Genomic DNA, 22,901 nt, shown 5'->3' with positions numbered 1-22,901 from the left:
TCTGCTATAATTATTCCATCAAATATCCCCGCTAATTATTATTTTCACCGCCAAATATCTATAAGTGAAAAACCTGTTTGCCGTACTATGCCTCGCTCTGTTTATCAACTATAAAAGCCATGCCCAAACTACCGGCGTTTACGACCAGGTAAGCATGGACGACCTGCTTTTAAAAGATTGTGATTTTGAAAAAGGGGCCAGCGCTATGGTACTTTTAGATAAAGGCGACGCGGTTACCAGCCTCGAATCGGTTGCTATCAATTACTTTAAGCGGATAAAAATATTTACTGAGGCCGGCAAAGATGCAGCCAACGTGCGGATTACCTATTATAGCTGCGATGGCCTGGAACAGATCAGCAACCTGGAGGCCGAAACCATCAACCTGGAAGATGGCAAGATAGTGGCTACCAAAGTGGAGCCCAGCCAAATTTATACCGAACAAATTGATAAAAACCGCAGGGCCGTTGTTTTTGCATTCCCGCAGGTTAAGCCAGGCAGTGTTTTGGAGTACAAGTACCGCTTGGTAACCAGTTCAGCCGATGATTTTGTGGGCTGGGCTTTCCAGGAGGATATACCCGTTCGCTACAGCGAGTTAGCTGCCAAAATATCGTACAGCACGCTTTACAATATTATTACTACGGGCTACCAGCCCTTTGTTAAAGATACCAGCGTAGTAACAGGCAATTTTTTAGGCAAAGGCGACAGGCAATGCTGGTGGGCCAAAGCCAATCTGCCTTCGTACGCCAAAGAGCCATTTGTTACACCGGGCGTAAAAAACAAACAGGGCATTTATTTTCAGCTGAAATCGCTCAGAAGCGGGATGGATTTTGTTCGCTTTAACGATACCTGGGAAAGAATTGTACGCGAGATGATGACTAAAGTTTACTTTGCCGACCAACTGCACGAAAGCCTGAGCGACCAGGATGTGCTGATTAAAAAAGCCAAAAGCCTGGCCACCGACGACGAAAAAATAGCCTATCTGTTTGCCGAAGTTAAAAAAAGCGTTACCTGGAACAAGGTTAACGATTGGGCTACGGATAAAGGCGTAAAAGCAGCCTGGAGCAAAAAAACAGGCAACTCGGCCGAGATCAATATCATACTTTATAATTTGCTCAAAAAATCGGGCGTAAAGGTATACCCCATGCTGGTGAGCACACGCAATAATGGCGTGATTAACCCGAAATACGGGCAGTACGACCAAGCCAACGTAACTGTTGATTACATCCCCACTGCCGATACCAGCAAATATTATGTGCTCGACGCAGCCGGCCAATACAACCTTTATAACGAGGTGCCTGCGGAATTTTTAAACACCTACGGCATTGTGATCAATCCGGAAAAACGGGACGGTATGGCCAGGGCCAAATTTTTAACCAACGAAATACCCGCTAAAGAAGTTGTGATCATCGATGCCGCGATAACCGCCGATCATAAGGTATCCGGCAGCACCCTGATTGCCAACTATAGCTATAACAAAGCCTTTACCCAGGCTTTACAAAAAAAGTTAGGGGCCGAAAAGTATATCAACCATTTGATAGATAACAATAACGGCTTAAAAATAACCGAACCGGTTTTTGAGAACATGGAGGTTGACAGTCTGCCGCTAACCCAAAACTTCAATTTTGTACAGGAGCTAACCGCTGCCGATGATCAGTATATCTACTTTAACCCCAACCTGTTTTCGCCCCTGCACAGCAATCCCTTTTTAGGCGAGAAGCGCAATTCGGATATTGATTTTGGCTATTGTAATGCTTACATCATTAATGGTACCTATAAAATACCGCCAGGCTACAATATTGATGCTTTGCCTAAAAGCATGGTTTTAAACATGCCCGATAAAAGCATCGTATTTAAACGTGTAGCTGGCCTGCTTAACGGCTCCTTGCAGGTGCATTACAACATCACCTATACGCGGTCTACCTTTAGTGTGGGCCAGTATCCCGCTATTCGGGAGTTTTATAAAAAGATGTACAGCATGCTGAACGAGCCTATAGTGTTTAAAAAAAGCTGAGTGGAGTTTGGAGATAATGAGTTCGATTAATTAGCTATCCATCATTTAGCGCGAAAATGAATTATCAGCGACCGGTTAACTTTTTATCACCCAATCCAACTTGGAAAGTATCTAAAATGTATTTGATATCGCTATAGGGCGGTTTACGGTCAACCATTAAGCGGATAAGATGTAGGACATCGTCATTAAAAAAACGAAGATCATTGTCTGACCATTCTTTTTCTCTTTCAGCAATATAATCTGCAACAGGGGTTTTGCCATTTTCGCTTATCTTGATCAGACCATTATGCATACCCTTGACCTTTTGACGACCTGCTCTTCCAAAAATGAATAGTTTGTCATATAGCCCTTTCCGACAAACAGCTTCCAATGTAGCTAAAACCAATTCGTATTTTTGATCATGAATATCCTCGTCCACCAAACGGCCATAGCCATCAATCGCTTTCATGCCTTCGTACTGAAGCCTTGTTCCTAAAAAACTCAGTCTTTTATTGACAGCTAATACCATCACGTAAACTGCAAAGCCTTTACTTTTCAAATCACTAATCGTATTATTCATCCAATCACCAGAAGAAAAGGTTGTTTCCAGAATATAATTCAGGCGATGCTCTTCGCAATACGCCTTCAATTGGTTATTCCAAGGCTGCGAATATCTAACGGTAATTTCAGGATAATAATTTTCGTACAGTTTTTTAATCTCGTCCGACTCAGGATGATAATCGCGAAAGTCATCGGCGTTGCATGTTACTGCATTTTTTCCGATTATGGTCTATGCCTGTGTAATCAGCTCAGATTTACCAGCGCCAGGCTGCCCACCTAAAATGATGACCACAGGGTCTACAACAGGCTTAACTCCGCGAGTAAAATCGGCAACAATGATTTCACCGATAATTTTGCGTTGCTTATCATCAAGAGAATAGAGCTTTTCCAGATCACTTAAATCCGGCATATTAAACTATCTCCAGGGGAGCATATTCTTCTATAATTTGCTTCATCGTCTCGATAGACTCGAAATTTTTGGGGTCTCGACTGATCTCTCCAACAATGCCACTAATGGTTTTGTAACCATTTAAACGGTCAAGATCTGGATGTTCCTTTAAGGCTTCCTCCATTTGCTTTTTGGCGCTGCTGGTCATCAAGCCATTCAATACATGCCGGGTATTTTCAGTCAGTTTGTACCAATCAAGAGATGAATTGCTTAGAAACACCGCAGGATTGCTTTGCCGTTTTACGGTGAAACCCGCGGGCAGTGGTCGATAGCTCCTTATTCTTTTCATTGTGGTTTAAATCAAAAATACAAAAATTACACCATTACAAAAAATCAAACGAGAATCGGAACGAAAGAAAAGATTGTTTCTCACCAAGTATATAGATATCGCTAATGATCATCTTAATGATTATAGAGATAATATGCTGTTCTTATTTTAAATAGGCGAAATCTGCCAAACGAGATACCACATCGCAAAAGCGCAAGGCATACCTTATGTTTCCCCAATATCAGCTGTTGTTTAAAACATACAAGCTTTCGCTACGCCAAAAAATAGTTTTATTGCTTGAGGATCGTTCATTCAAACAGAAGTAATGGCACTGAATATTTAGTTTTTCAGGATTGCCGCAAAATTATTATTTAGGCTTTGAGGTCTACATACCGAGCCCCATCTGCTGCTCTTCAGTAACATGCCACCTGCAACAGCCTCCCCCCTATAATTAAAAAACAATACACTTACTTCAACTGTTCTTGTTTTAAATTTATAAACAAAGAATACCATGAAAGCTATATTCCAAAAATCAGCCATCTGCCTTGTCATTGCGACCATGTTGGCCGCATGCAGCACAACAACCATGGTTAGCAGTTCGTGGCGCAAGCCGGCGGCCACTGCCAATGGTTTTCACCATATTTTCATCGCCGCTTTAACGCGCGAGGTAAGCACCAAACAATCCATTGAGGTCGGTTTGCAAAGCCTGTTAGAGCAAAAAGGCTTAAAGGTTACCAAAAGCGGGGATGTTTTTCCGCCTACATTTAGCACCCGGAGCGGTCAGCAGCGCGATTTGGTGTTAGGCAAAATACAAGAAACCAATGCCGATGGTATACTAACAGTTAACCTGCTGCGCCGCGAAACCGAAACCCACTATGTGCCGGGCAGCGGCTATTGGAACCCGGGCATGCGCTGGGGGTATTACAACAGGTTTTGGAGCTACTATAACAACTGGTACCCACAGGTTTACAACCCGGGTTATTACGACCAAACCAAGGTTTATTATATAGAAACCAACCTTTATAATGCCAAAACGGAAGAATTGATCTGGACGGCCCAATCTAAAACTTATGATCCAAGTAATATCAAAAGCTTTTTAAAGGGTTATATTGATGCTATTTACGACAGGATGGTGAAGGATGGCCTGATTAACGCCGCGCCGGGGCAATAACAAAAAAAGAGGGTTTACCTGTGTTATCCCCGTTGGATGAGCGTGTTTTTAACGAACCGCCGATCAACAGGGATAACATTTTTATTTGCAAAAAAAATATGGAGTCACCAGATATCGTAAAACAAACCTGGCAACAATTGGCCGGGCGGTTAACAGATCGTTTTAACTCCGAAGGCTACGAGGTTGTGCATCAGCAAAGCGATGATTTGGTTTATGGCAGCTGTTACATCATCTGGTCGAACAACGAGGATGCCCTGCGTTTAACCTGGGATGGCAAAGAGGGCTGGTTTATTTTAGAGGAAAGCCTGCTGCCGCTATCGCCCGCGGGTATCTGGACCGAGATTATTATAGCGCCATTTGATGCGGAAAGACCCGATCCGGTTTACGCCAAGGCCATTATCCAGGATATTATCGATAGCCTGGATTAATAAGCCCCCTCTAATCTCCCCCGGTTGGGGAGACTTTTTTTTAAAGCACTCCCTACCGGGGAGGGTTTGGGTGGGGCTGAATATCTATACTGATAATCAATAACTTAAAAAAACTCATTATAAACTACCTCTCCATATTTTGGCACTTTGAAAGGCCAGATAGAAATATTGGGGAGAGAGCTTTGCATACTCACCAAGCAGAAGCCGACCAGTCAAAACCATACTTCCCCTACCGGATACTCGGTCTTTTTTAATAAGATTGTCATAATCATACCAATAAGTTAATTTTTTTTAGAATAATTTTAGAAAATCGATTTAACTTTGCATTCTTAACAACCAACATGACTAAAAAAAATAAATCTGTAGAAAACCCTGATGTAGTTTTGATAGGTGCCGGCATTATGAGCGCTACATTAGGTGCCATGTTAAAGCAACTACAACCAGATCTGACTATAGAAATTTTTGAAAGGCTTGATATTGTGGCCGGTGAGAGTTCGGATGCATGGAATAACGCCGGAACTGGACACTCGGCACTCTGCGAATTAAACTACACGCCGCAAAAAATTGATGGCTCCATCGAAACCAGCAAGGCTGTTAACATTGCCGAATCTTTCGAGGTATCAAAAGAGTTTTGGGCCTACCTGGTAGAACAAAAACTGGTAGAGTCGCCAGAGAAATTTATCCGCAGCATACCACACATGAGTTTTGTTTGGGGCGATGATAATGTTGACTATTTAAACAAACGCCATAAAGCCTTAGAGCAGTTCCACCTGTTTAAAGGCATGCAATATACCGAAGACCATCAGTTGATTAAGCAGTGGGTTCCGTTAATTATGGAAGGACGTAACCCCGAAGAAAAGGTAGCTGCCACCCGGATGGAAATTGGCACCGATGTAAACTTTGGCTCGCTTACGCGCAGCCTGTTTACCTATTTAACGGCGCAGCCAGGCGTAACCATGCACATGAACCATGAGGTGTGCGATTTGAAACAAGACGAAAACCATAACTGGATTCTGACGGTAAGAGACATTAATACCAAGGCGAAACGCAAAGTAACTACCAAATTTATATTTATCGGCGCTGGTGGTGGCTCATTATCATTACTCGAAAAATCAGACATACCAGAGGGGAAAGGCTTTGGCGGTTTCCCGGTGAGTGGCCAATGGCTCAAATGTGTTAACCCCGAGGTAATTGAACAGCACCAGGCCAAGGTTTATGGCAAGGCCTCGGTGGGCGCGCCGCCTATGTCGGTACCGCATTTGGATACCCGGATGATTAATGGTAAAAAAGCTTTGTTGTTTGGCCCTTATGCCGGGTTCTCAACCAAGTTTTTAAAGCACGGTTCATTTTTAGATCTGCCGCTTTCCATCAAGGCCAATAATATTTTGCCGATGATGAAGGCAGGTTTAGATAATATTCCGCTTACCAAATACCTGATTGATCAGGTGCGTCAATCGCCCGAAGACCGCTTAGAGGCGCTGAAGGAATACTGCCCAACCGCTAAAATGGAAGATTGGGAACTGGAAGTTGCCGGCCAGCGTGTGCAGGTCATAAAAAAAGACCCTGTACATGGCGGTATTTTAGAGTTTGGTACAGAAGTTGTAACCGCAGGCGACGGTAGCATTGCCGCCCTGTTAGGTGCCTCTCCGGGCGCGTCAACATCGGTTTCTATCATGATCGATTTATTGAAACGCTGCTTCGCCAGCCAACTGTATACCCACGAGTGGCAAACCAAACTGAAGGAAATGATCCCTTCTTACGGGCAATCCTTAGCTGAAAATAGCCAGTTGTTAGAAGAAACCAGGGCCCGTACAAGCGAGGTTTTAAACCTGGTTACACTGGAAACAGCTTGATTTTGATCAACTAATTACGGTTCAACTTTATAAGCAACTCTGCCAAATAGAGTTGCTTATCATCTTTACATCGCTCGCATAGTACACACCCCTCCGCCCCTCTCAAGAGGGGAATCGCACGGGCTGTGGCTTTTTTTCAGGCTCCCCTCTCGAGAGCATAGCCGTCAATTTAAGTAGCTGTACTCATATATTGTTGATTTTCAGTTATTTAATTTTTAGGCGCGGTTTGCCCGCATGGGCAAACCTATGTATTTTTACTCTCATATTTTTCGTTTTTTAAGGCGGGGAGGTTTAGATGACCCCGCCTTTCTTATTTTTGTTTAACTATCTAAATATAGTATTTAAATATCTAATAATCAAATACTTATTACAATTTCTTCTATTTTTAACCTATGTTTTCTGTGCTCTTTTGAAAGGTGCTTTAAGTTTAATTTCTCCAACAGAGCTAACCACTTTGAGCATATCCCTAAAAGCTGCGCTCGCAATTCTTCTTTCGTAGAAGCGATTAGTCGATGCACCTTTAAAACACTAATTTGACCTATCTTACCGATAGCCATGCATATTTTCCAACTCAAAACTGCCCAGATCAACTTACTGTATAATATACTGGTTATACGATCCGAACTTCCTTTGGGGAACGTGTGTATCTTTAAAAACGACTTCCATGCTTTAAAAACCAATTCTATCTGCCATCGCAGGTGATATAACTTTTGGATCAATTCAGCGCTATATTTTTCGCTCACCAGGTTGGTAACAATAAAGTTAAACCCTGCCCGCTCTTTGAATCCCTTACTGGTGGTACTGCCTTTCTTTTTATTGTACTTTTCAGTATTGGCTATCCGCCTTGCCTTGAGCTCTTCACTTACCGGTTCTATTATTATCCTTACCGGCATCTTATCAGCTCCGATATATACCTGTTGATCAAATACGCCGGTTATGCCTTGTAGTTTCGACAACTCTAACTTTTGGTATTGGTCGTCCTTTAATAGATAAATCGTTGTTTTCGGACATAATTTATTAATAAAGAAAGCTTTGACTTTGTTAATATTGTTCATATAACTCAAGTGAGTGTAACCCAGATCTCTCATATATAATACCCCCGGCTGAATTGATGCCTTGTCCAGATGACTCTCACCCTGGTCATTTGCGTTGGCCGGAGTTACTTTGATATCGCTTTTACCACTTTTGATTTCAAATTCAAATTGTACAGATGCTCCCGCTTTCATCCCACTTCCTTTTGTTCCGGGGAATGTCTCTGCAATAACTTCCGGCAACGCGAAACGGGTAGAATCTTTGATACGGATCTCCAAGCCCTGTGTTTGCTCTTGCGGTAACTCAACTGCTATTAATTGCTCAAAAACGGCTTGTACAAACTTTGTCATATTGCTGTGATGTCTTTGATGCAATGCCTGCTTCGAAATATCAAGCCCATCCCTCCGCATTAACTGCATACTCATGCCGTTAAACGATTGATCTCCATCAAATAACGCCATATCCAATAGTTCCTTGCCTCCCACTTTTCGTTTGCGTTGTATAGCCTCTGTTTTACGGGCCAGGCCATCTAACACCGTTGGTTCAAATAGTTCCGAACTCATTCGCTCGAATAATGACTGCAATTTTGCAGTTCCGATTCTTGCTCTAAAAAAATTTTATCCCTTTTTTTTCTAAAGTTGACGGCTATGCTCTCGAGAGGGGGCGGGCCAGACGGTGCGCAATGGCAGGGGGGGTGTTTGGCCGCGCGACGCACTTTTCGTAATTTGCTTATCGCTCGTATAAACACACCCCTCCGCCCCTCTCGAGAGGGGAATCGCACACGCGCCAGCGCTTTTAAAGAACACTGTTTACAGGAGCAAACAAACGCACTTACAATCAAATACTTAATAACTAAATTTACAACCTGAAATCCCTGCAGATAAACTAAAACTATAGGCCCCTACTCTCTTTAAAATAACGAAAACTGCACCGGCATCATCGAAAACTCGCTCTGGTGCAATTGCGGTGTGCCGGTAATACGGTAAACTGCGGTTTCCTCAAAACGCGAGGCAATAATAATATTGGTACCGTTGGCGTGCAGGTTAAAAAGATCCTGCACCAACTGGGGGCAGTTATTATCCTTCGACAAGTGCGACAACAGCAAATGACTCATAAACGATGGCCGGTGCACCTTAAATACTTCAAGTGCCTGGCTATTGGAGAGGTGGCCGTTACCGCCCCGGATGCGCCGCTTTAAATGATAAGGGTACCTCCCCTGCTCCAGCATCGCTTCATCGTAATTAGCTTCCAGAAAAGCGGCGTGACATTGCGCAAAGTGCGAAATCAAATTATCGCAGGGCGAACCTATATCGGTAAAAACGCCAACCTTAACATCGCGGTAGCTAATGATAAAGCTATGCGGATCGGAAGCGTCGTGCAGTTTAGGGAACGCGGTAACCAGCAAATCGCCCACCCGCACCGGCTCATATCCCCGAAAGGGAATCACCAAATTTTCGTCTAACGCTAAACCGCCATACTGCAAGGTGCGCGGCGTAATATAAACCGGCAGCTGGTATTTTTTGGCCAGCACGGGTAAGCCACGGATATGATCGGAATGCTCGTGCGAAATAAAAACGGCCCTCACATTATGCATGCTGAGGCCTAACCTTTGCATGCGCTTTTCGGTTTCGCGGCATGATATCCCGGCATCTACCAGGATGGCATCCTGCTCGTTACCAACATAGTAACAGTTACCATTACTTCCCGAATTGAGTGATGTGATGAACAACGACATGACCATACAAAGTAACCGATTTTTGCCAATTATATTAGCAAGTAAATAAAAAATCCATTCCTTTTTTTCGACGGCTTAAACCAATGTTTATATTAGCGGATGGATCAAGCCCAAACTTTACCTGTACTTGAAGCTACCGAGCTTCGTGTGTTAGGCGTATTAATGGAAAAATGCCGCACCACTCCCGACTATTATCCCATGACTATCAATAGCTTAACGGCAGCCTGCAACCAAAAAACATCGCGCAAGCCGGTAGTTAATTATGATGATGAAACCGTAGTACTGGCCTTAGACAAGTTAAAACGACGCGGATTAATATCAACCGCCACCGGTGGCTCAAGCCGGGCCATAAAATACAAGCACAATTTTGCCATCGTTTTCCCGGTGGTGCCTGCCGAGGTAGCTTTGATTTGCCTGCTGATGCTGCGTGGTGCGCAAACACCGGGCGAGCTGAACACCAACTCTGGCCGTTTATGGGAGTTTGAATCGTTAGATGAAGTACAAACGGTGCTGGAAAAATTAGCCAGCAACGAGCCGCCCTATGTAGTACAACTGCCGCGGCGTGCCGGCCAAAAAGAAGTGCGCTACGCCCATTTACTATCCGGAATACCCGATATCAACGATGATGACACAGCCGACGAACCAACATCCGGCAGCCGCCCATCCGCCGAGCTGGAAACCCGCCTGGCCAAAGTGGAGACCGAATTAGCGGAACTTAAGGAAGCTTTTGATAAACTGATGAAAGAACTGATGGGTTGATATTTTTGATTTTTTGAGTGATTGATTTTTGAATGATCGATTGATTTTCGCAATGTTTATTTGGGATGCTGTCAATCATTCTCCGCTTATATCATCTTGGAAGAAGGGATCTCCTATGCATGCGATAAGTATGCAGAGGGCTGATCGCGCGGAGATGATCTGCCCAATATGGACTACCTGTTTGTAGCAATTTATCAAATATCTATTTTGCCCCAACCGGAGCTACCCTTTTTTTAATTGACAGGCTATTCGTTTTTCATGGAAACTCACCCACTCTTTTTTTGTTATTGGTATATTTGTTCAAGCCTGCTGTGAAGTTAAAGTTAAACAGGCATACAATAGCTATCAAACCAATACGATCAATGAATATCAAAAAGCTATCATTTTTTATCATCACCATCCTGCTATCTGCTCCGGCCTTCGGCCAAGGCTTAAAGGTTGCTGTAGCGGCCAATTTACAATCGGTAATTAAGGTTTTGGATGCTGATTTTAAAAGCAAAACCGGCATTGTAGTTGAGCCCATCGTCGGTTCATCCGGTAACCTGGTTGCGCAGATCAAAAACGGGGCACCTTTCGATGTGTTCCTTTCTGCGGATATGAGTTTCCCGGATGCCCTGTACAAGGATGGATTTACGTTGGATAAGCCTGTGGTTTATGCTTTGGGCAAACTGATTATTTGCAGCACACAAAACCTGGATGTAAAACATTGGCAAACGCTGATATTAAAAGATGAGATCAAAAAGATCGCGATAGCAAACCCGGCCATTGCACCCTACGGCAAGGCTGCCAAAGAAGCCCTGGTTAAGCTGGCGCTGCTGGACAAGATAAGCCCTAAATTGGTTACCGGCGAAAGCATATCGCAGGTAAATACGTATATTTTTAACGATGCCGTTTCGGCAGGGTTTACCAGCCAATCGTTCATTTATGATTCGGGCCAAAGCAAAAAGCTGTATTGGGCCGCTATCGACCCTAAACTTTACGAACCAATACAACAGGGCATTGTTATTTTAAAGCATGCCCAAAATAACGCCCAGGCCGAAAAATTTTATAAATACCTGCTATCTTCATCCGCGAAAGCTATATTTAAAAAATATGGTTACCACACGGATTAAATGAGGTACAAAAACTTAATTGATTGCTGATGGATTGGTCGCCCATTTGGTTAACCTTGCGGCTGGCCGGTATTACTACGGCCCTGTTATTGGTAATGGGCTTGCCCCTGGCCTATTGGCTTTCCAGGGGGCGTTCGGTTATCAAAATCATCATCGAGGCCATCATTACCATGCCCCTGGTGCTACCGCCCTCGGTATTGGGCTTTTACTTGTTACTGGCTTTTAGTCCGCAACGCGGGTTGGGTAAATGGCTGGCCAATCATTTTAACATTCAGTTTGTTTTTTCGTTCCAGGGTTTGGTGCTGGCATCGCTTATCTACAGCGTACCATTTATGATAGGCCCTATTAAATCGGCTTTGCAGCAATTGCCATTGTCGCTATCGCAGGCATCCTATACCTTAGGGAAAACCAAAATGCAAACGTTTGTGCATGTGCTGTTGCCTAACATCCGGTCGTCATTATTAACGGCTACGGTGCTCACCTTTGCCCATACGCTGGGCGAGTTTGGCGTAGTGCTGATGATTGGCGGCAACATCCCCCATGTAACCCGGGTGGCATCCATCGCCATTTACGATTCGGTTGAAAACATGGACTACGCAAGCGCCAATAATTATTCGCTGGTACTGTTTGCCATTACCTTTATCATTGTGATGGCGGTTTTTATTTTTAACAGGCATACCGCCAAAAGCCCTTTGGAATGATAGTTATCGACATTGAAAAAAAAATGCGTACCTACGAGGGGAATAAAGTACTCCGGTTAAACACGCAATTTACAAAGGGCGCCATCACCAAAATATACGGCCCATCCGGATCGGGTAAAACAACGTTGCTTAAAATTATAGCCGGACTGATCATCCCCGAAATGGCCAAAATAACGGTAAATAATGAGCTTTGGCAGGATACTGCACGCGGGATAAACCTATCGCCACAGCAACGTAAAACAGGCTTTGTGTTCCAGAATTACGCGCTCTTCCCTAACATGACGGTAAAGCAGCACCTTGAGTATGCTACCGGGGATAAATTATGGATTGAACGCCTGCTGCATTTTGGCAAACTGGAGACATTAACCAAGCACAAACCCGAATATTTATCTGGCGGGCAGCAGCAACGGCTGGCTATTTTACGGGCATTGGCTATTAAGCCGCAGGTTTTACTAATGGACGAACCTTTTTCAGCCTTAGACCCCGAGATGCGGGGAATGATTATTACGGGATTAAAAGCGCTGGTGGGCGAACTGGGAAGTACATGTTTGATAGTAAGCCACAACCCGGACGAGATTGATACTGTAGATGCCCCTCTAAATCTCCCCTGAAGGGGAGACTTAGAGGGGCATGGCTGAGTGTTGAGTTCAAGCTGTTAGTTTCCCTTTCGGGGATAAGCGGATATGCGTTTTTGCGCCCTGATGCATGGCATCTGCCTGCAGCACTTTGTTAAAACAGCTTTCCGCTTCATGAAACTGTTGCAGCCCGAGGTAACCCAAACCTAAGATATAAAGGCAATGGATATGGTTTAACCGAGCCAGATCTCCTTTAAAAATCAATAAATTGGGTAACGATACGGCGAAATAATCCAGCTTCACCTCGTCATGTAGGTGTTTTTTGCCGTAGTTTACAAGCTTGCTAAAAATCAACATGGCCTCATCGTCTCGTCCTAATTTCATCAGGGCCAAACCTTGGTAAAATATTTTATCGGGTTGCTGGTCGTTGTAGAACAGGGCAGCACTTGGTTCTGATAAGCCATTAGCCGCTTTATGCCAGCATTCCCTTGCTTTTTGTTGATTACCCATTGCTTCATAAGCATTCCCCATCCAGTAAAAAATATCATTCTCTTGCGCGCCGTATAATTTGCCTTCTCCTAAGTTATCGGGATAAAATTGCGCTTGCTCCAGTTTTGCTATCGCGATAGCAAAATCACCTGTTTCAATATTTTGCTTCGCCTGTTCTACCAGGCTGTAAATATACTGGCCGGATACTTTGCCCTCTCCCCCTTCCCAAGGGTGAAATTGGTGCTGCATGATGAGCTCGAATGCCTGGTTATAGTAGCCGGTAAAATTATAAATAGCGGCCCGCTCCAAGTACAAATCATCCCGGGATAGTGTAACCTCAAGTTTTTGTTCCAGTAGCACCAAACGTTCTTCGGGCTTTTTATTAAGGCGCTTATATAATTGGTCGAGTTCCATCAGTATCCGCGCATCATGCGGGTTAAGCTGGTAAGCCTTTTCAAAATAACTGACGGCGGCCTGTTCGTCATCAAGTTTATTAAAAAAGGCTATACCCAAATTTCTTAAAACTGTGGGAAAAGATGAATCTATTTTAACTGAGCTTAGCCAGTTTTCAATAGCGTTATCGTATTGGCGCTTATCGTACCATAAATTACCCAAATAATAAGGCGCCTTAGCATCGTCAGCATCCAACTCCATGGCTATTTTTAGCACGGCAATATCTTCAAGCCGGTTGGGGAAACAATAGGCGGAATTAGCCAACGCTGCCTTTTTTAAATAAATTGCAGCTTTTTCGTCTCCCGCCTGGTGATAAAAATAGCCCAGGTAATAGTTAACAAGGGGTTCATCCAGATAGGCAGCATCGGTATGCAACAACAGATCGGCAGCCTCGGCATATAAACCAACAGCAGAAAAATCGATAGCGTATTCAATTAAATTATGCGACGTACCCCGGCTTAGCCTTAATGCCTGGTTTAATGTTTCGGTAGCCTGCGTTTTAAAACCGAGCGAGCTATAGCAAAGGTACAAAGCGAACAATACGCCGATATTAAACTGATCGCGCTTTAGCCCTTGCTGGGCAATCGACACGGCTTCGTTTGCGCGGTTTAGTTTCCACAAGGCTATAACCTTAATTAAATAAGCACGGCTGTTACGCGCATTCTTGTCGATAGACCAGTTAATATGCTCAAGCGCCAGCTCATAATCACCACGGAGAAGGTCGATCTGGGCAACCGAAAAATATCCGCTATCCTGGAAGGCATTGCTCCAGGTAGCTTTAAAAAAGGCATCATAAGCTTCGTTTATCCTATTTTGGTATTGCAGGCAAAGGCCCAGGTTATAGTAAGGCTCGCTGTCATACGGATTAGGATTTCTGCCCGTAATAGTTTTAATGGCTTGCCTGAAATACGGTTCGCTTTGTGTAAACTGGCCGCGGCGCAGATACCACAAACCAAGGGCGTTGTTATTGCGTGCATCTTTGGGTTCGCGCTTTAAGGCCTCCTGATAATAGGGTACCGGGCTATAAGTGGCATGCCTGTACTGTTCCAGATGCTGGCCAATTAAAAACAGTTCTTCAGTTGATTCTGCATCCTGAGGCTGGGGTGCTGGCTTTGCGGCTTCCGGGATATCATTTTCCTTCTGTTGGGTAGCGTCATAACTGATAATCTCTTTACCTGTAGCATCGCTAAGCGATAGCGAAAAATCATTCTCGTTAAGTTTGATTTTAATCACCTTACGGTAAATTTGATCCGGCGACACACTGATTACTTTTTTAAAAATCAGGACACCGCCTGCATATACTTTTAACGTGCAACCTGATTGTACAGATGTAGCGAATATTTTCACTTCCAGCTCCTGATCTATTTTCTCAAAATTGATCAGAAAATCTTTATTCGCATTTTTCACCACACCAAGTTCACGGTAGGGCAAAAAAAACTGGGTAAAAGTTTTTTCTTCGTAGGGCATCAGCCACGCAAAATCGGGCTGGTTATCGGTAAATACCCCTGTCATTAATTCAATATAAGGGCCATCTTCGTCGGTCAGGTTTTTATCCCAGGCTACACCAAAATCACTATTTCCCCAGGTCCATTGTTTTTTACCTGGCGATACATGATGATCGGCCACATGCAATACGCCTGCCTGGGTGTCATGCTCGTATCCGCCAACAAAATCATACCCGGAGTTTACAGCCATGTAGGATGTAGGCACTGGTATGTTTTTATACCGGGAAATATCCGTTCCGGGCGAGTAATCTACTTTGTAATAAGTGCCGGTTGCTATCGGGAAAGTAGATACATCCCGCTTGCCATGGTCAAACACGGCATTAACATCCGGCGGAAAAACGGATTGATAGTAATCATTTACTTTTACGGCTGGGTTAGCCCACCACAAAAAGGTTTGCGGCAGGTTAGTGCGGTTATACAGCTTAGCTTTAATTTCAAGATAGGCTTTGTCGGGATACAGCGTAAACCCGGCCATCCCCCTGGTACGGAACATGCGCTCAACCTCGTTGATCCAAACAGTTTTACTACCATCCGGGCTCTCCTCTACATTAAAGTCAACCGGCTCAAAAGTACTTGGGCGATGATGTTGCGGCCAGTTAAACTCTATCCCGCCCGAAATCCATGGGCCGCATAAACCTACCAGCGCAGGCTTAATTACCTGGTTGTAGTATATAAAATGCCGTTCCTTTATTTTATCGTAGGCCATCTGTATACGTCCGCCCAATTCGGGCAGTATCATTATTTTAAGATAGTCGTTCTCTAAAAACAGAGCCTTATACGGCCGATCGGTTTTATCATCGTATATTTTTTCGATAACCGGATTGGGGTATACTACACCACTGCTGCCCTGGTAAACACGGTTCTCAAAAAACATCGGATTTTTATCAGGCTTACCAATGCCATAAGTAGGGATCATAACCGTTTCTGCCCATGCCTTCACTTTCATGTGATTGTGTTATAATTAATGTGATACTAAATTTTGTTCCAACTCTTCTAATGTTTGGCCTTTGGTTTCGCTGACTTTGGCCCTGATGAATAAAAACCCAAGGAAACAGATGGCCGAATACAGGTAAAAAGGCCCGTAGGTGCCCAGATTTTCTGTTAAAACGGGGAAGGTAAATACCAGTATAAAGTAGGCTGCCCAAAGGCTCACGATAGCTACGGAGGATGCCACACCACGGATTTGGTTGGGAAAAATCTCTGATATAAGCACCCAGGTTACCGGCGCCAGCGATGTAGCGTACAGCCCGATGGCTATGAGCACAAATACCGAAACCAGCAAAGGGTTGCTATGTCCTTTTAACAGGATGGCCAAAACGATATAAACCACTGCTAAGCCTAAAGAACCTATCAGCATTAAAGGGCGGCGGCCAAGCTTATCAACCTGCCACATAGCCAAAACCGTAAACAACAGGTTTACTATGCCGATGGCTACCGTTTGGAATAATTGATTATTTAAATTAGCCCCTACCGACTTAAAGATGGTTGATGTATAATTAAAAACAATGTTGATACCGCAAAACTGCTGGAAAACGGCCAATGTAATACCAACGATAACCGCCGGACGAACTGCCTTGGCAAAAACTGCGCTATAGGATTGCCGTTGTTGATTGCCGCTTAACGAGATAGCAATATCCTTCAAGGTATTTTGGGCAAAGCGGGCCGAGCCGATTTTATTGAGTATGGCAGCCGCTTTAAGCTCCTTACCCGCCTGCATAAGCCAGCGGGGACTTTCGGGCAAAAATATCACGCCCACAAAAAATAAAATGGATGGTATAACGCCCAGGCCAAACATCAGCCGCCAAACATCAGGCCCTTTATCGGCAAGGCAGTAGTTAACCAGGTTGGTTACTAAAATGCCGATGCCAATGGTAAGTTGATTGACAGCTACATTGCGCCCGCGAATGCTTGCCGGAGAAATTTCGGCGATGTAAAGCGGACTAAGCATAGATGCCATGCCTACGCCAATACCTGCGGCAAAACGCATTAATACAAACTGCGTAAGCCCTTGCGAAAAAGCCATACCCAATGATGATATGGCAAATATGGAGGCAGCCACCAGCAGCCCTGGTTTGCGCCCATATTTATCGGCCAATTTACCGGCAGCCAGGCAACCTACAATACAACCTAAGGCCAACGAACCAGTTAAAAAGCCTTCCCACCAGGACGACAGGTGAAATTCTGTCCGCAAAAAAGGAAGCGCACCAGAGATAACAGCAAAATCAAAGCCGAAAAGATACCCGCCCAGGGCCGAGATAAAGGAAATGCCGATAATGTAGGTATTGTTAAATGATACCTGTGCCTTAACGTTGGGTATACTCATTTTTAAATTTATCAGGTTAATTGGTTTGATAAATTTAAAAATTGACCAGCCTGATAGAAATGGACAATATACCATCATTAATGGACAATATTATGCTGCAAACTTTGAATAAACTTCATAAAACCCAAAAAGATAGATTATATTACGGCATTTTAACTACTCGTTTTTACAATGAATACTAAGGAAGAATCCGTTAAAAAGATTAAAGAAGGTTTTGTTGGCCAAAAAACCATATTACTATCTGCCTTAACTAAAAAGCAAGCAGCTAAAAACGAACTGACCAGTAAATTCCATCTCACCGAGATGGGTTACTACCCGCTTGCCCACTTACACGACAGGGAACGCGAAGAGGGTAGCAGCCAATATATTTTATTGTACTGCACCGAAGGAAGCGGTTATGTTGAGATGGGAACAAACAGATATGAACTTACACCTAATACGTATTTTATTATCCCTAAAAATAGGCCGCACCATTATGGCAGCTATCAAAGCCAACCCTGGAGTATCTACTGGGCACATTTTGTTGGCGAACATGCAGATCTGATATACGAGCGATACGCGGATAAAAATGGCCCGGATATACGGCCCATCCCCTACGATAAAAAAAGGATAGATGAGTTTAACCAGATCATATCTATATTGGAGAACAGCCATCACAGCCGTGAATTAGAGATTGCCAACATTAGTCTGTTTCACTTTATAGCATCGCTTGTTTATAACAAAGAAACCAATCCAGCTTTTTACGATATGGACGCCATCAGCAGTTCTATCGCTTTTATGAAACAGAACATTCATGATTTTTTTAGCATCGAAGAACTGGCCAGGCAACAAAACTTATCAGTTTCACATTACAGCAAGCTCTTCAAAATCAAAACCGGGCATTCGCCGGTACAATATTTCAACCAGCTTAAAGTTCATAAATCGTGCGAGTATCTTTATTTCAGCAGCCGGAGCATTAAGGAGATATGCGCCGAATTAGGGTTTGAAGATCCTTATTATTTTTCGAGGCTGTTTAAAAAATGTACGGGGCTTTCACCGTCTAACTATAAAGCGCAGTATAAGAAATAACCTGTTTTAAAAAAGAAGGCTCCTTTTAAACAGCAGGTTTTTGGCTCAAAAAAAGGTGGTTAACACCGGAACAGTCGGCACTAACCACCTTTAAAAAAAGGACTGACAACTATATTATTGCTTACTTACCATCCCCATTTTGCTTAACAGCTTACGGTTTTCCCTGCGGTGTATCAGCTTGTAAAACATGGCGTAGATCACCGGCAAAATCAACAACGTAAGTATGGTTGAAGTCACCAAGCCCCCGATAACTACTATAGCCAGTGGTTTCTGCGTTTCGGAGCCTATACCTGTTGATATGGCCGCCGGCATTAAACCTATGGCCGCCATTAAGGCCGTCATCACAACCGGGCGCACGCGCGATATTACACCGGTCAGAATAGCTTCGTCGAGATGCTTGCCTTCTTCAATATTTTTCTTAAACACCGAAATCAGGATAACGCCGTTTTGGATACAAACCCCAAACAAAGCGATAAAACCAATACCTGCCGAGATGCTGAAGTTCATGTTGGTGATATGCAGGGCCAGGATACCACCTATTAACGCGAAAGGTACGTTGAGGATAACCAGGAAGGCATCTTTCCCGTTCCCGAACATGGTAAACAAGATCAGGAAGATGACAAGCAAACAGATAGGCACTACGCGCGACAGCGTTTTGGAGGCGCGGATCTGGTTTTCAAATTCGCCGTTCCAGGTAAACGAATAACCTTGATCGAGCTTTACCGCTTTATTTACTTTTTGCTGTGCCTCGGCAATGGTGCTGCCCAAATCGCGGCCACGTACCGAGAACTTCACTGCAATGTAGCGCATGTTATTATCCCGGTAAATAAAGGCGGGCCCGGTTAACTGGGTAATATCTGCAATTTCTTTGATCGCTATTTTGGCACCGTTTAAAGTTGGCACCATCAGGTTTTCAATTTTTTGCTGGGTGTTACGATAATTCTCCTGGTACCTCACCCTGATATCAAACTTACGCTCGCCTTCGTAAAGCTGTGTAGCTGCTTTACCGCCTATGGCCAGTTCAATAACCGAGTTGGCATCGCTGGTTGACACACCGTACAAGGCCATTTTAGCCTGGTTAAGCTCTATCCGGAACTCGGGTTGGCCCAAATTACGCAATATACCTAAATCCTCAACCCCCTGGATGCCTTTAAGCACGTTCATCACCGAATCGGCCTTAGTATCCAGCGTTTTAAAATCGGGGCCGAATATTTTTACAGCCATCGATGCCGGAACTCCCGCCACAGCTTCGGCAACGTTATCAATAATTGGCTGCGAGTAGTTATAGATAATTCCCGGAAACTGGCTTAGCTTTTTATCCATTTCTGCAATGAGCTCTTCCTGGGTAATATTCCGCTTCCATTCTTTTTTCGGTAGCAGATCAACCTGGATCTGTACGTTAAAAAAGCCCTTAGGGTCGGTACCGTCATTGGTACGTCCCACTTGCGACAGAGTTTGGCGCACCTCGGGGAAGGTGGCTAATATTTGCCGCATTTTATTAGTGGTATTCACCGAGCTTTCGAGCGATGTACTCATGGGCAGTTGGGCAGTTACCCAAAGTGCACCCTCATTTAACTGCGGCAAAAATTCGGTTCCTAAAAAAGTAACTGAGAAAAATGTGCAAGCCATTACCGCGATAGAAACCAGCAGGCTCAGTTTTTGATTTTTATAGGTAAAATTAAACATGCGTCCAATACCACGCTCAAAAAAGTTAACTACCGGGTTATGTTTTTCTTTTACGTTTTTACTAAGCAGAATGCTCGATAAGGCAGGCACCAGCGTTAAGGTTAAAATTAAAGCGCCCAATAAAGCAAAGCCGAGCGTGTAAGCCAGTGGCGAGAACATTTTACCCTCAACCTTTTGGAACGCGAATATGGGCACCAGGCAGGTTAAAATAATCATTTTTGAAAAGAAGATGGGCTTACCCATTTCGGCACCTACGTTTTTAAACAAGCCCAGTTTGGCCAGCTTATTAAACTTCTCCATCCCTACTTCTTTGGCCCGGTGATCCAAAGCCACAAAGATCCCTTCAACCATTACCACTGCCCCATCGATAATAATCCCGAAATCCACCGCGCCCATCGATAATAAATTGGCGCTCATGCCTTTTAACCTGAGGCAGATAAATGCAAATAGCAAGGCGAGCGGGATAATGATGGCCACAGTTAAGGTAGTGCGCCAGTCGGCCATAAAAAGCATCACGATAACGGTAACCAAAACAATCCCTTCAATCAAATTATGAATAACCGTTTCGGTCGCATAATCCATCAAGGTGGTGCGGTCGTAAAATACATCCAGTTTTACATCTTTGGGTAATATCTGGCTGTTTAGCTCCTTTACCTTATCCTGAATCAGCTTCAATACCTCGGACGGATTTTCGCCTTTGCGCATCACTACAATACCTTCAATGGCATCGTTATTTTTATCGCGCCCAACCTGGCCCAGCCTTGGTAAACCGCTCTCTTTAATATGGGCAATATCTTTGGCCAGGATAGGTACGTTGTTTACATTTTTAATAATGATGTTTTCTATCTCGGCAATATTATTGATCAAGCCGATACCGCGCACTACATAGGCCTGGTCGTTTTTTTCAATCACATCGCCACCAACGTTAATATTACTGCGGTTAATGGCATTATAAACATCCAGCGATGTCAAGCCATACTTTTGCAGCAAGGCGGGGTTTACGCTTACTTCGTAATCCTTTTCTTCGCCGCCAAAGCTATTCACGTCGGCCACACCAGGGATCGACTTAAACTGACGGTCAAGCACCCAATCCTGGATGGCGGTAAGCTCATGGATCGATTTGGTTTTGCTTTTAATGGTATACCTGAAAATTTCGCCGGTTGGGCCGTAAGGGGGCTCAACTTCGGGCTTCACGCCATCGGGTAAATCGGCATTACTTAAACGGCTTAAAACCTGCTGGCGCGCAAAAGCATCGTCCACATCGTCGTCAAAAATAATCCGTACGTAAGATAAGCCGAAGGATGAGGTAGTACGCAGGTTAGCCTTTTTTTGCACCGAGTTTAGCACCGTTTCCATCGGGATAGTGATCATCTTTTCAACCTCTTCGGCACTTCTTCCGGGCCATTGGGCTATAATGATGATCTGAGTATTGGTTACATCCGGAAAGGTTTCGATGGGTGTATTACTATAGCTCCAAATACCCAGAACTACCAAAACACCGGTTAAAAAAAACACAAAATAACGGTGCTTTAATGAGAAGTATATTATATTTTTAATGAATTTATTCATATCACTACCCTTTCAGGTTATTGGGATTGATTGTTAAAATCGTAAATTATAGCTTAAAGGCTGTATCGATTACTCGCCCGCCAAAGCGTTATATAAAAGCAATTGATTTTTTGAGATCAATATTTCGCCCGGCTTTAAGCCCGAAGCAATATAAGTGGTGCTATCCACGGTTTTAATTACGCTTACTTCCCTTATTTCAAGGTGGCATTTATCCTTATACACCACTACATAGTTTTTACTGCTATCAAAAATAACCGCGGCAGCAGGTATAGCTACCGATTGCTTTCCTTCGGTATTGGTGATCACTACATTGGTAAACATCTCGGGTTTTAACAACATATCCTTATTGGGCAAGGTGATTTTAACCTTCATTACCTTGTTTTCAGGATCCAGCACCGAGCTTACATCATTTACTTTTCCGCTAAAAACCTTGTCGGGATAGGCAAGCGTGGTTACTTTGGCATCGTAGCCCTTTTTTACTTTGGCAATGTCAGATTCAAATACGTTGGCCCAGATCCATACATCCTTCATATCGGATATGGTAAACAACGATGCCGCATTATCCTGGCGGATAAAGCTACCCGGATTGGCAGTACGCTCCACAATATAACCGCTGGTTGGCGCCTTAATTACATACTGGCCGCTGGCATTGGTACTACCGTGGCCGTTGATGCTGATCTGTTGCTCTATTTTGCGGTTGGCAGCTAAGGCCTTGTTATAGTTTTCCTGCGCCTCGGTATAATCCCTTTCGCTGGCAATACCGCTTTTATACAAATATTCGGTTTGGGCCAGTTGGCGTTTGGTGATGGAAACATCAGATTTTGCTGACGATAAGTCGGAATAATTACCCGCCACATCGGCACTTTTAATAGTGGCCAACGTTTGGCCCTGGCTTACCCTATCGCCCAGCGAAACCTTTACATCAACCACTTGTCCGCTCGAGAAGGGATAAATTTTAACCACATGGTTATCATCAAAAGAGACCTGGCCGGATAGAGATAGCTCATCCTTCACGGTGGACATTTTAACGGTATCCATCGTGATAATTTTAGCCAACGAATCGGTTATGCATACCTGTTTATTTTCCGTATCCGGCTTTTTTTGTTCTTTGCAGGCAGCTAAAAATATGATTGCTGAGAGACCGACAATAATTGCTTCTCTTTTCATTTCTATAT

16 protein-coding genes and 1 pseudogene are annotated in these 22,901 nt (G+C 43.9%); 9 read left to right on the top strand and 8 right to left on the bottom strand.

The genetic code is table 11. From position 1 onward, the window contains the following. Positions 1-64: 64 nt before the first annotated feature. On the top strand, positions 65-2,011 hold the full coding sequence (locus tag MUCPA_RS25160; RefSeq protein WP_008510193.1) for a DUF3857 domain-containing protein: 1,947 nt from the start codon (positions 65-67) through the stop codon (positions 2,009-2,011). A gap of 64 nt (positions 2,012-2,075) precedes the next feature. On the opposite strand, the pseudogene MUCPA_RS25155 reads toward MUCPA_RS25160, so the two are convergent. Together MUCPA_RS25155 and MUCPA_RS25145 are read right to left on the bottom strand one after the other, a co-directional pair. Continuing rightward, positions 2,076-2,960, bottom strand: a pseudogene (locus MUCPA_RS25155) (zeta toxin family protein). Position 2,961: 1 nt separating this feature from the next. Then, the gene (locus tag MUCPA_RS25145) at positions 2,962-3,288 is read right to left on the bottom strand and encodes a hypothetical protein (RefSeq protein WP_008510192.1); all 327 of its coding nucleotides are present in this window, start codon (positions 3,286-3,288) and stop codon (positions 2,962-2,964) included. A gap of 490 nt (positions 3,289-3,778) precedes the next feature. Between MUCPA_RS25145 and MUCPA_RS25140 the strand changes: the two genes are divergently transcribed. The 3 genes from MUCPA_RS25140 to MUCPA_RS25130 all read left to right on the top strand — a co-directional run bounded on the left by MUCPA_RS25140 (position 3,779) and on the right by MUCPA_RS25130 (position 6,719). Beyond that, the gene (locus MUCPA_RS25140; RefSeq protein WP_008510191.1) at positions 3,779-4,438 is read left to right on the top strand and encodes a DUF4136 domain-containing protein; all 660 of its coding nucleotides are present in this window, start codon (positions 3,779-3,781) and stop codon (positions 4,436-4,438) included. A 98-nt stretch (positions 4,439-4,536) separates the two neighbouring features. After that, entirely contained in the window at positions 4,537-4,866 is a 330-nt protein-coding gene (locus tag MUCPA_RS25135; protein WP_008510190.1) for a hypothetical protein, read from the top strand. Between the two features lie 299 nt (positions 4,867-5,165). Continuing rightward, positions 5,166-6,719: a malate:quinone oxidoreductase gene (locus tag MUCPA_RS25130; RefSeq protein WP_262493012.1), complete on the top strand. Its 1,554-nt coding sequence runs from the start codon at positions 5,166-5,168 to the stop codon at positions 6,717-6,719. 356 nt (positions 6,720-7,075) lie between these two features. Here the strand turns inward: MUCPA_RS25130 and MUCPA_RS25125 are convergent, their stop codons facing one another. Continuing rightward, a complete protein-coding gene (locus tag MUCPA_RS25125) occupies positions 7,076-8,314 on the bottom strand; it encodes an IS4 family transposase (protein WP_008503844.1) in 1,239 nt (412 codons plus the stop codon). Between the two features lie 347 nt (positions 8,315-8,661). After that, on the bottom strand, positions 8,662-9,492 hold the full coding sequence (locus tag MUCPA_RS25120; RefSeq protein WP_008510187.1) for an MBL fold metallo-hydrolase: 831 nt from the start codon (positions 9,490-9,492) through the stop codon (positions 8,662-8,664). Between the two features lie 93 nt (positions 9,493-9,585). Here MUCPA_RS25120 and MUCPA_RS25115 point away from each other — a divergent pair, with 93 nt between their 5' ends. The 4 genes from MUCPA_RS25115 (at position 9,586) to MUCPA_RS25100 (ending at position 12,669) form a co-directional block, all read left to right on the top strand. Beyond that, positions 9,586-10,245, top strand: coding sequence for a YceH family protein (locus tag MUCPA_RS25115; RefSeq protein ID WP_008510186.1), 660 nt, complete (start codon positions 9,586-9,588; stop codon positions 10,243-10,245). Between the two features lie 362 nt (positions 10,246-10,607). Continuing rightward, positions 10,608-11,357 carry a molybdate ABC transporter substrate-binding protein gene (gene modA / locus MUCPA_RS25110; RefSeq protein WP_008510185.1) on the top strand — a complete coding sequence of 250 codons (750 nt, stop codon included), beginning with the start codon at positions 10,608-10,610 and terminating at the stop codon, positions 11,355-11,357. 29 nt (positions 11,358-11,386) lie between these two features. Continuing rightward, positions 11,387-12,058, top strand: a complete 672-nt coding sequence (gene modB / locus MUCPA_RS25105) for a molybdate ABC transporter permease subunit (RefSeq protein WP_008510184.1) — start codon at positions 11,387-11,389, stop codon at positions 12,056-12,058. Beyond that, positions 12,055-12,669, top strand: coding sequence for an ATP-binding cassette domain-containing protein (locus MUCPA_RS25100; RefSeq protein ID WP_008510183.1), 615 nt, complete (start codon positions 12,055-12,057; stop codon positions 12,667-12,669). The genes modB and MUCPA_RS25100 overlap by 4 nt, the downstream gene beginning before the upstream one ends. A gap of 36 nt (positions 12,670-12,705) precedes the next feature. Here the strand turns inward: MUCPA_RS25100 and MUCPA_RS25095 are convergent, their stop codons facing one another. Next, positions 12,706-16,026, bottom strand: coding sequence for a DUF5107 domain-containing protein (locus MUCPA_RS25095; RefSeq protein ID WP_008510182.1), 3,321 nt, complete (start codon positions 16,024-16,026; stop codon positions 12,706-12,708). Positions 16,027-16,041: 15 nt separating this feature from the next. Further along, complete coding sequence (locus MUCPA_RS25090; protein ID WP_008510181.1) at positions 16,042-17,403, bottom strand: sugar porter family MFS transporter; 1,362 nt, start codon at positions 17,401-17,403, stop codon at positions 16,042-16,044. 171 nt (positions 17,404-17,574) lie between these two features. Between MUCPA_RS25090 and MUCPA_RS25085 the strand changes: the two genes are divergently transcribed. Continuing rightward, positions 17,575-18,471 carry a helix-turn-helix domain-containing protein gene (locus MUCPA_RS25085; RefSeq protein WP_008510180.1) on the top strand — a complete coding sequence of 299 codons (897 nt, stop codon included), beginning with the start codon at positions 17,575-17,577 and terminating at the stop codon, positions 18,469-18,471. Between the two features lie 114 nt (positions 18,472-18,585). On the opposite strand, the gene MUCPA_RS25080 is transcribed toward MUCPA_RS25085, so the two are convergent. After that, on the bottom strand, positions 18,586-21,726 hold the full coding sequence (locus MUCPA_RS25080) for an efflux RND transporter permease subunit (RefSeq protein ID WP_008510179.1): 3,141 nt from the start codon (positions 21,724-21,726) through the stop codon (positions 18,586-18,588). Positions 21,727-21,795: 69 nt separating this feature from the next. Beyond that, on the bottom strand, positions 21,796-22,893 hold the full coding sequence (locus tag MUCPA_RS25075; protein ID WP_008510178.1) for an efflux RND transporter periplasmic adaptor subunit: 1,098 nt from the start codon (positions 22,891-22,893) through the stop codon (positions 21,796-21,798). Positions 22,894-22,901 lie beyond the last annotated feature (8 nt).

It is taken from the genome of Mucilaginibacter paludis DSM 18603 (genome assembly GCF_000166195.2).
Taxonomy (GTDB): Bacteria; Bacteroidota; Bacteroidia; order Sphingobacteriales; family Sphingobacteriaceae; genus Mucilaginibacter; species Mucilaginibacter paludis.
Note: the sequence above shows the minus strand (reverse complement) of the source record. Positions and strands in the feature narration are given on the sequence as shown.

What these genes read in the sequence shown, in the direction of transcription:
- MUCPA_RS25075 (WP_008510178.1), bottom strand. Translation starts at nt 22,893, where the DNA reads ATGAAAAGAGAAGCAATTATTGTCGGTCTCTCAGCAATCATATTTTTA.
- MUCPA_RS25125 (WP_008503844.1), bottom strand. Translation starts at nt 8,314, where the DNA reads ATGAGTTCGGAACTATTTGAACCAACGGTGTTAGATGGCCTGGCCCGT.
- MUCPA_RS25115 (WP_008510186.1), top strand. Translation starts at nt 9,586, where the DNA reads ATGGATCAAGCCCAAACTTTACCTGTACTTGAAGCTACCGAGCTTCGT.
- MUCPA_RS25100 (WP_008510183.1), top strand. Translation starts at nt 12,055, where the DNA reads ATGATAGTTATCGACATTGAAAAAAAAATGCGTACCTACGAGGGGAAT.
- MUCPA_RS25085 (WP_008510180.1), top strand. Translation starts at nt 17,575, where the DNA reads ATGAATACTAAGGAAGAATCCGTTAAAAAGATTAAAGAAGGTTTTGTT.
- MUCPA_RS25120 (WP_008510187.1), bottom strand. Translation starts at nt 9,492, where the DNA reads ATGGTCATGTCGTTGTTCATCACATCACTCAATTCGGGAAGTAATGGT.
- MUCPA_RS25140 (WP_008510191.1), top strand. Translation starts at nt 3,779, where the DNA reads ATGAAAGCTATATTCCAAAAATCAGCCATCTGCCTTGTCATTGCGACC.
- MUCPA_RS25090 (WP_008510181.1), bottom strand. Translation starts at nt 17,403, where the DNA reads ATGAGTATACCCAACGTTAAGGCACAGGTATCATTTAACAATACCTAC.
- MUCPA_RS25145 (WP_008510192.1), bottom strand. Translation starts at nt 3,288, where the DNA reads ATGAAAAGAATAAGGAGCTATCGACCACTGCCCGCGGGTTTCACCGTA.
- modB (WP_008510184.1), top strand. Translation starts at nt 11,387, where the DNA reads ATGGATTGGTCGCCCATTTGGTTAACCTTGCGGCTGGCCGGTATTACT.
- modA (WP_008510185.1), top strand. Translation starts at nt 10,608, where the DNA reads ATGAATATCAAAAAGCTATCATTTTTTATCATCACCATCCTGCTATCT.
- MUCPA_RS25095 (WP_008510182.1), bottom strand. Translation starts at nt 16,026, where the DNA reads ATGAAAGTGAAGGCATGGGCAGAAACGGTTATGATCCCTACTTATGGC.
- MUCPA_RS25080 (WP_008510179.1), bottom strand. Translation starts at nt 21,726, where the DNA reads ATGAATAAATTCATTAAAAATATAATATACTTCTCATTAAAGCACCGT.
- MUCPA_RS25135 (WP_008510190.1), top strand. Translation starts at nt 4,537, where the DNA reads ATGGAGTCACCAGATATCGTAAAACAAACCTGGCAACAATTGGCCGGG.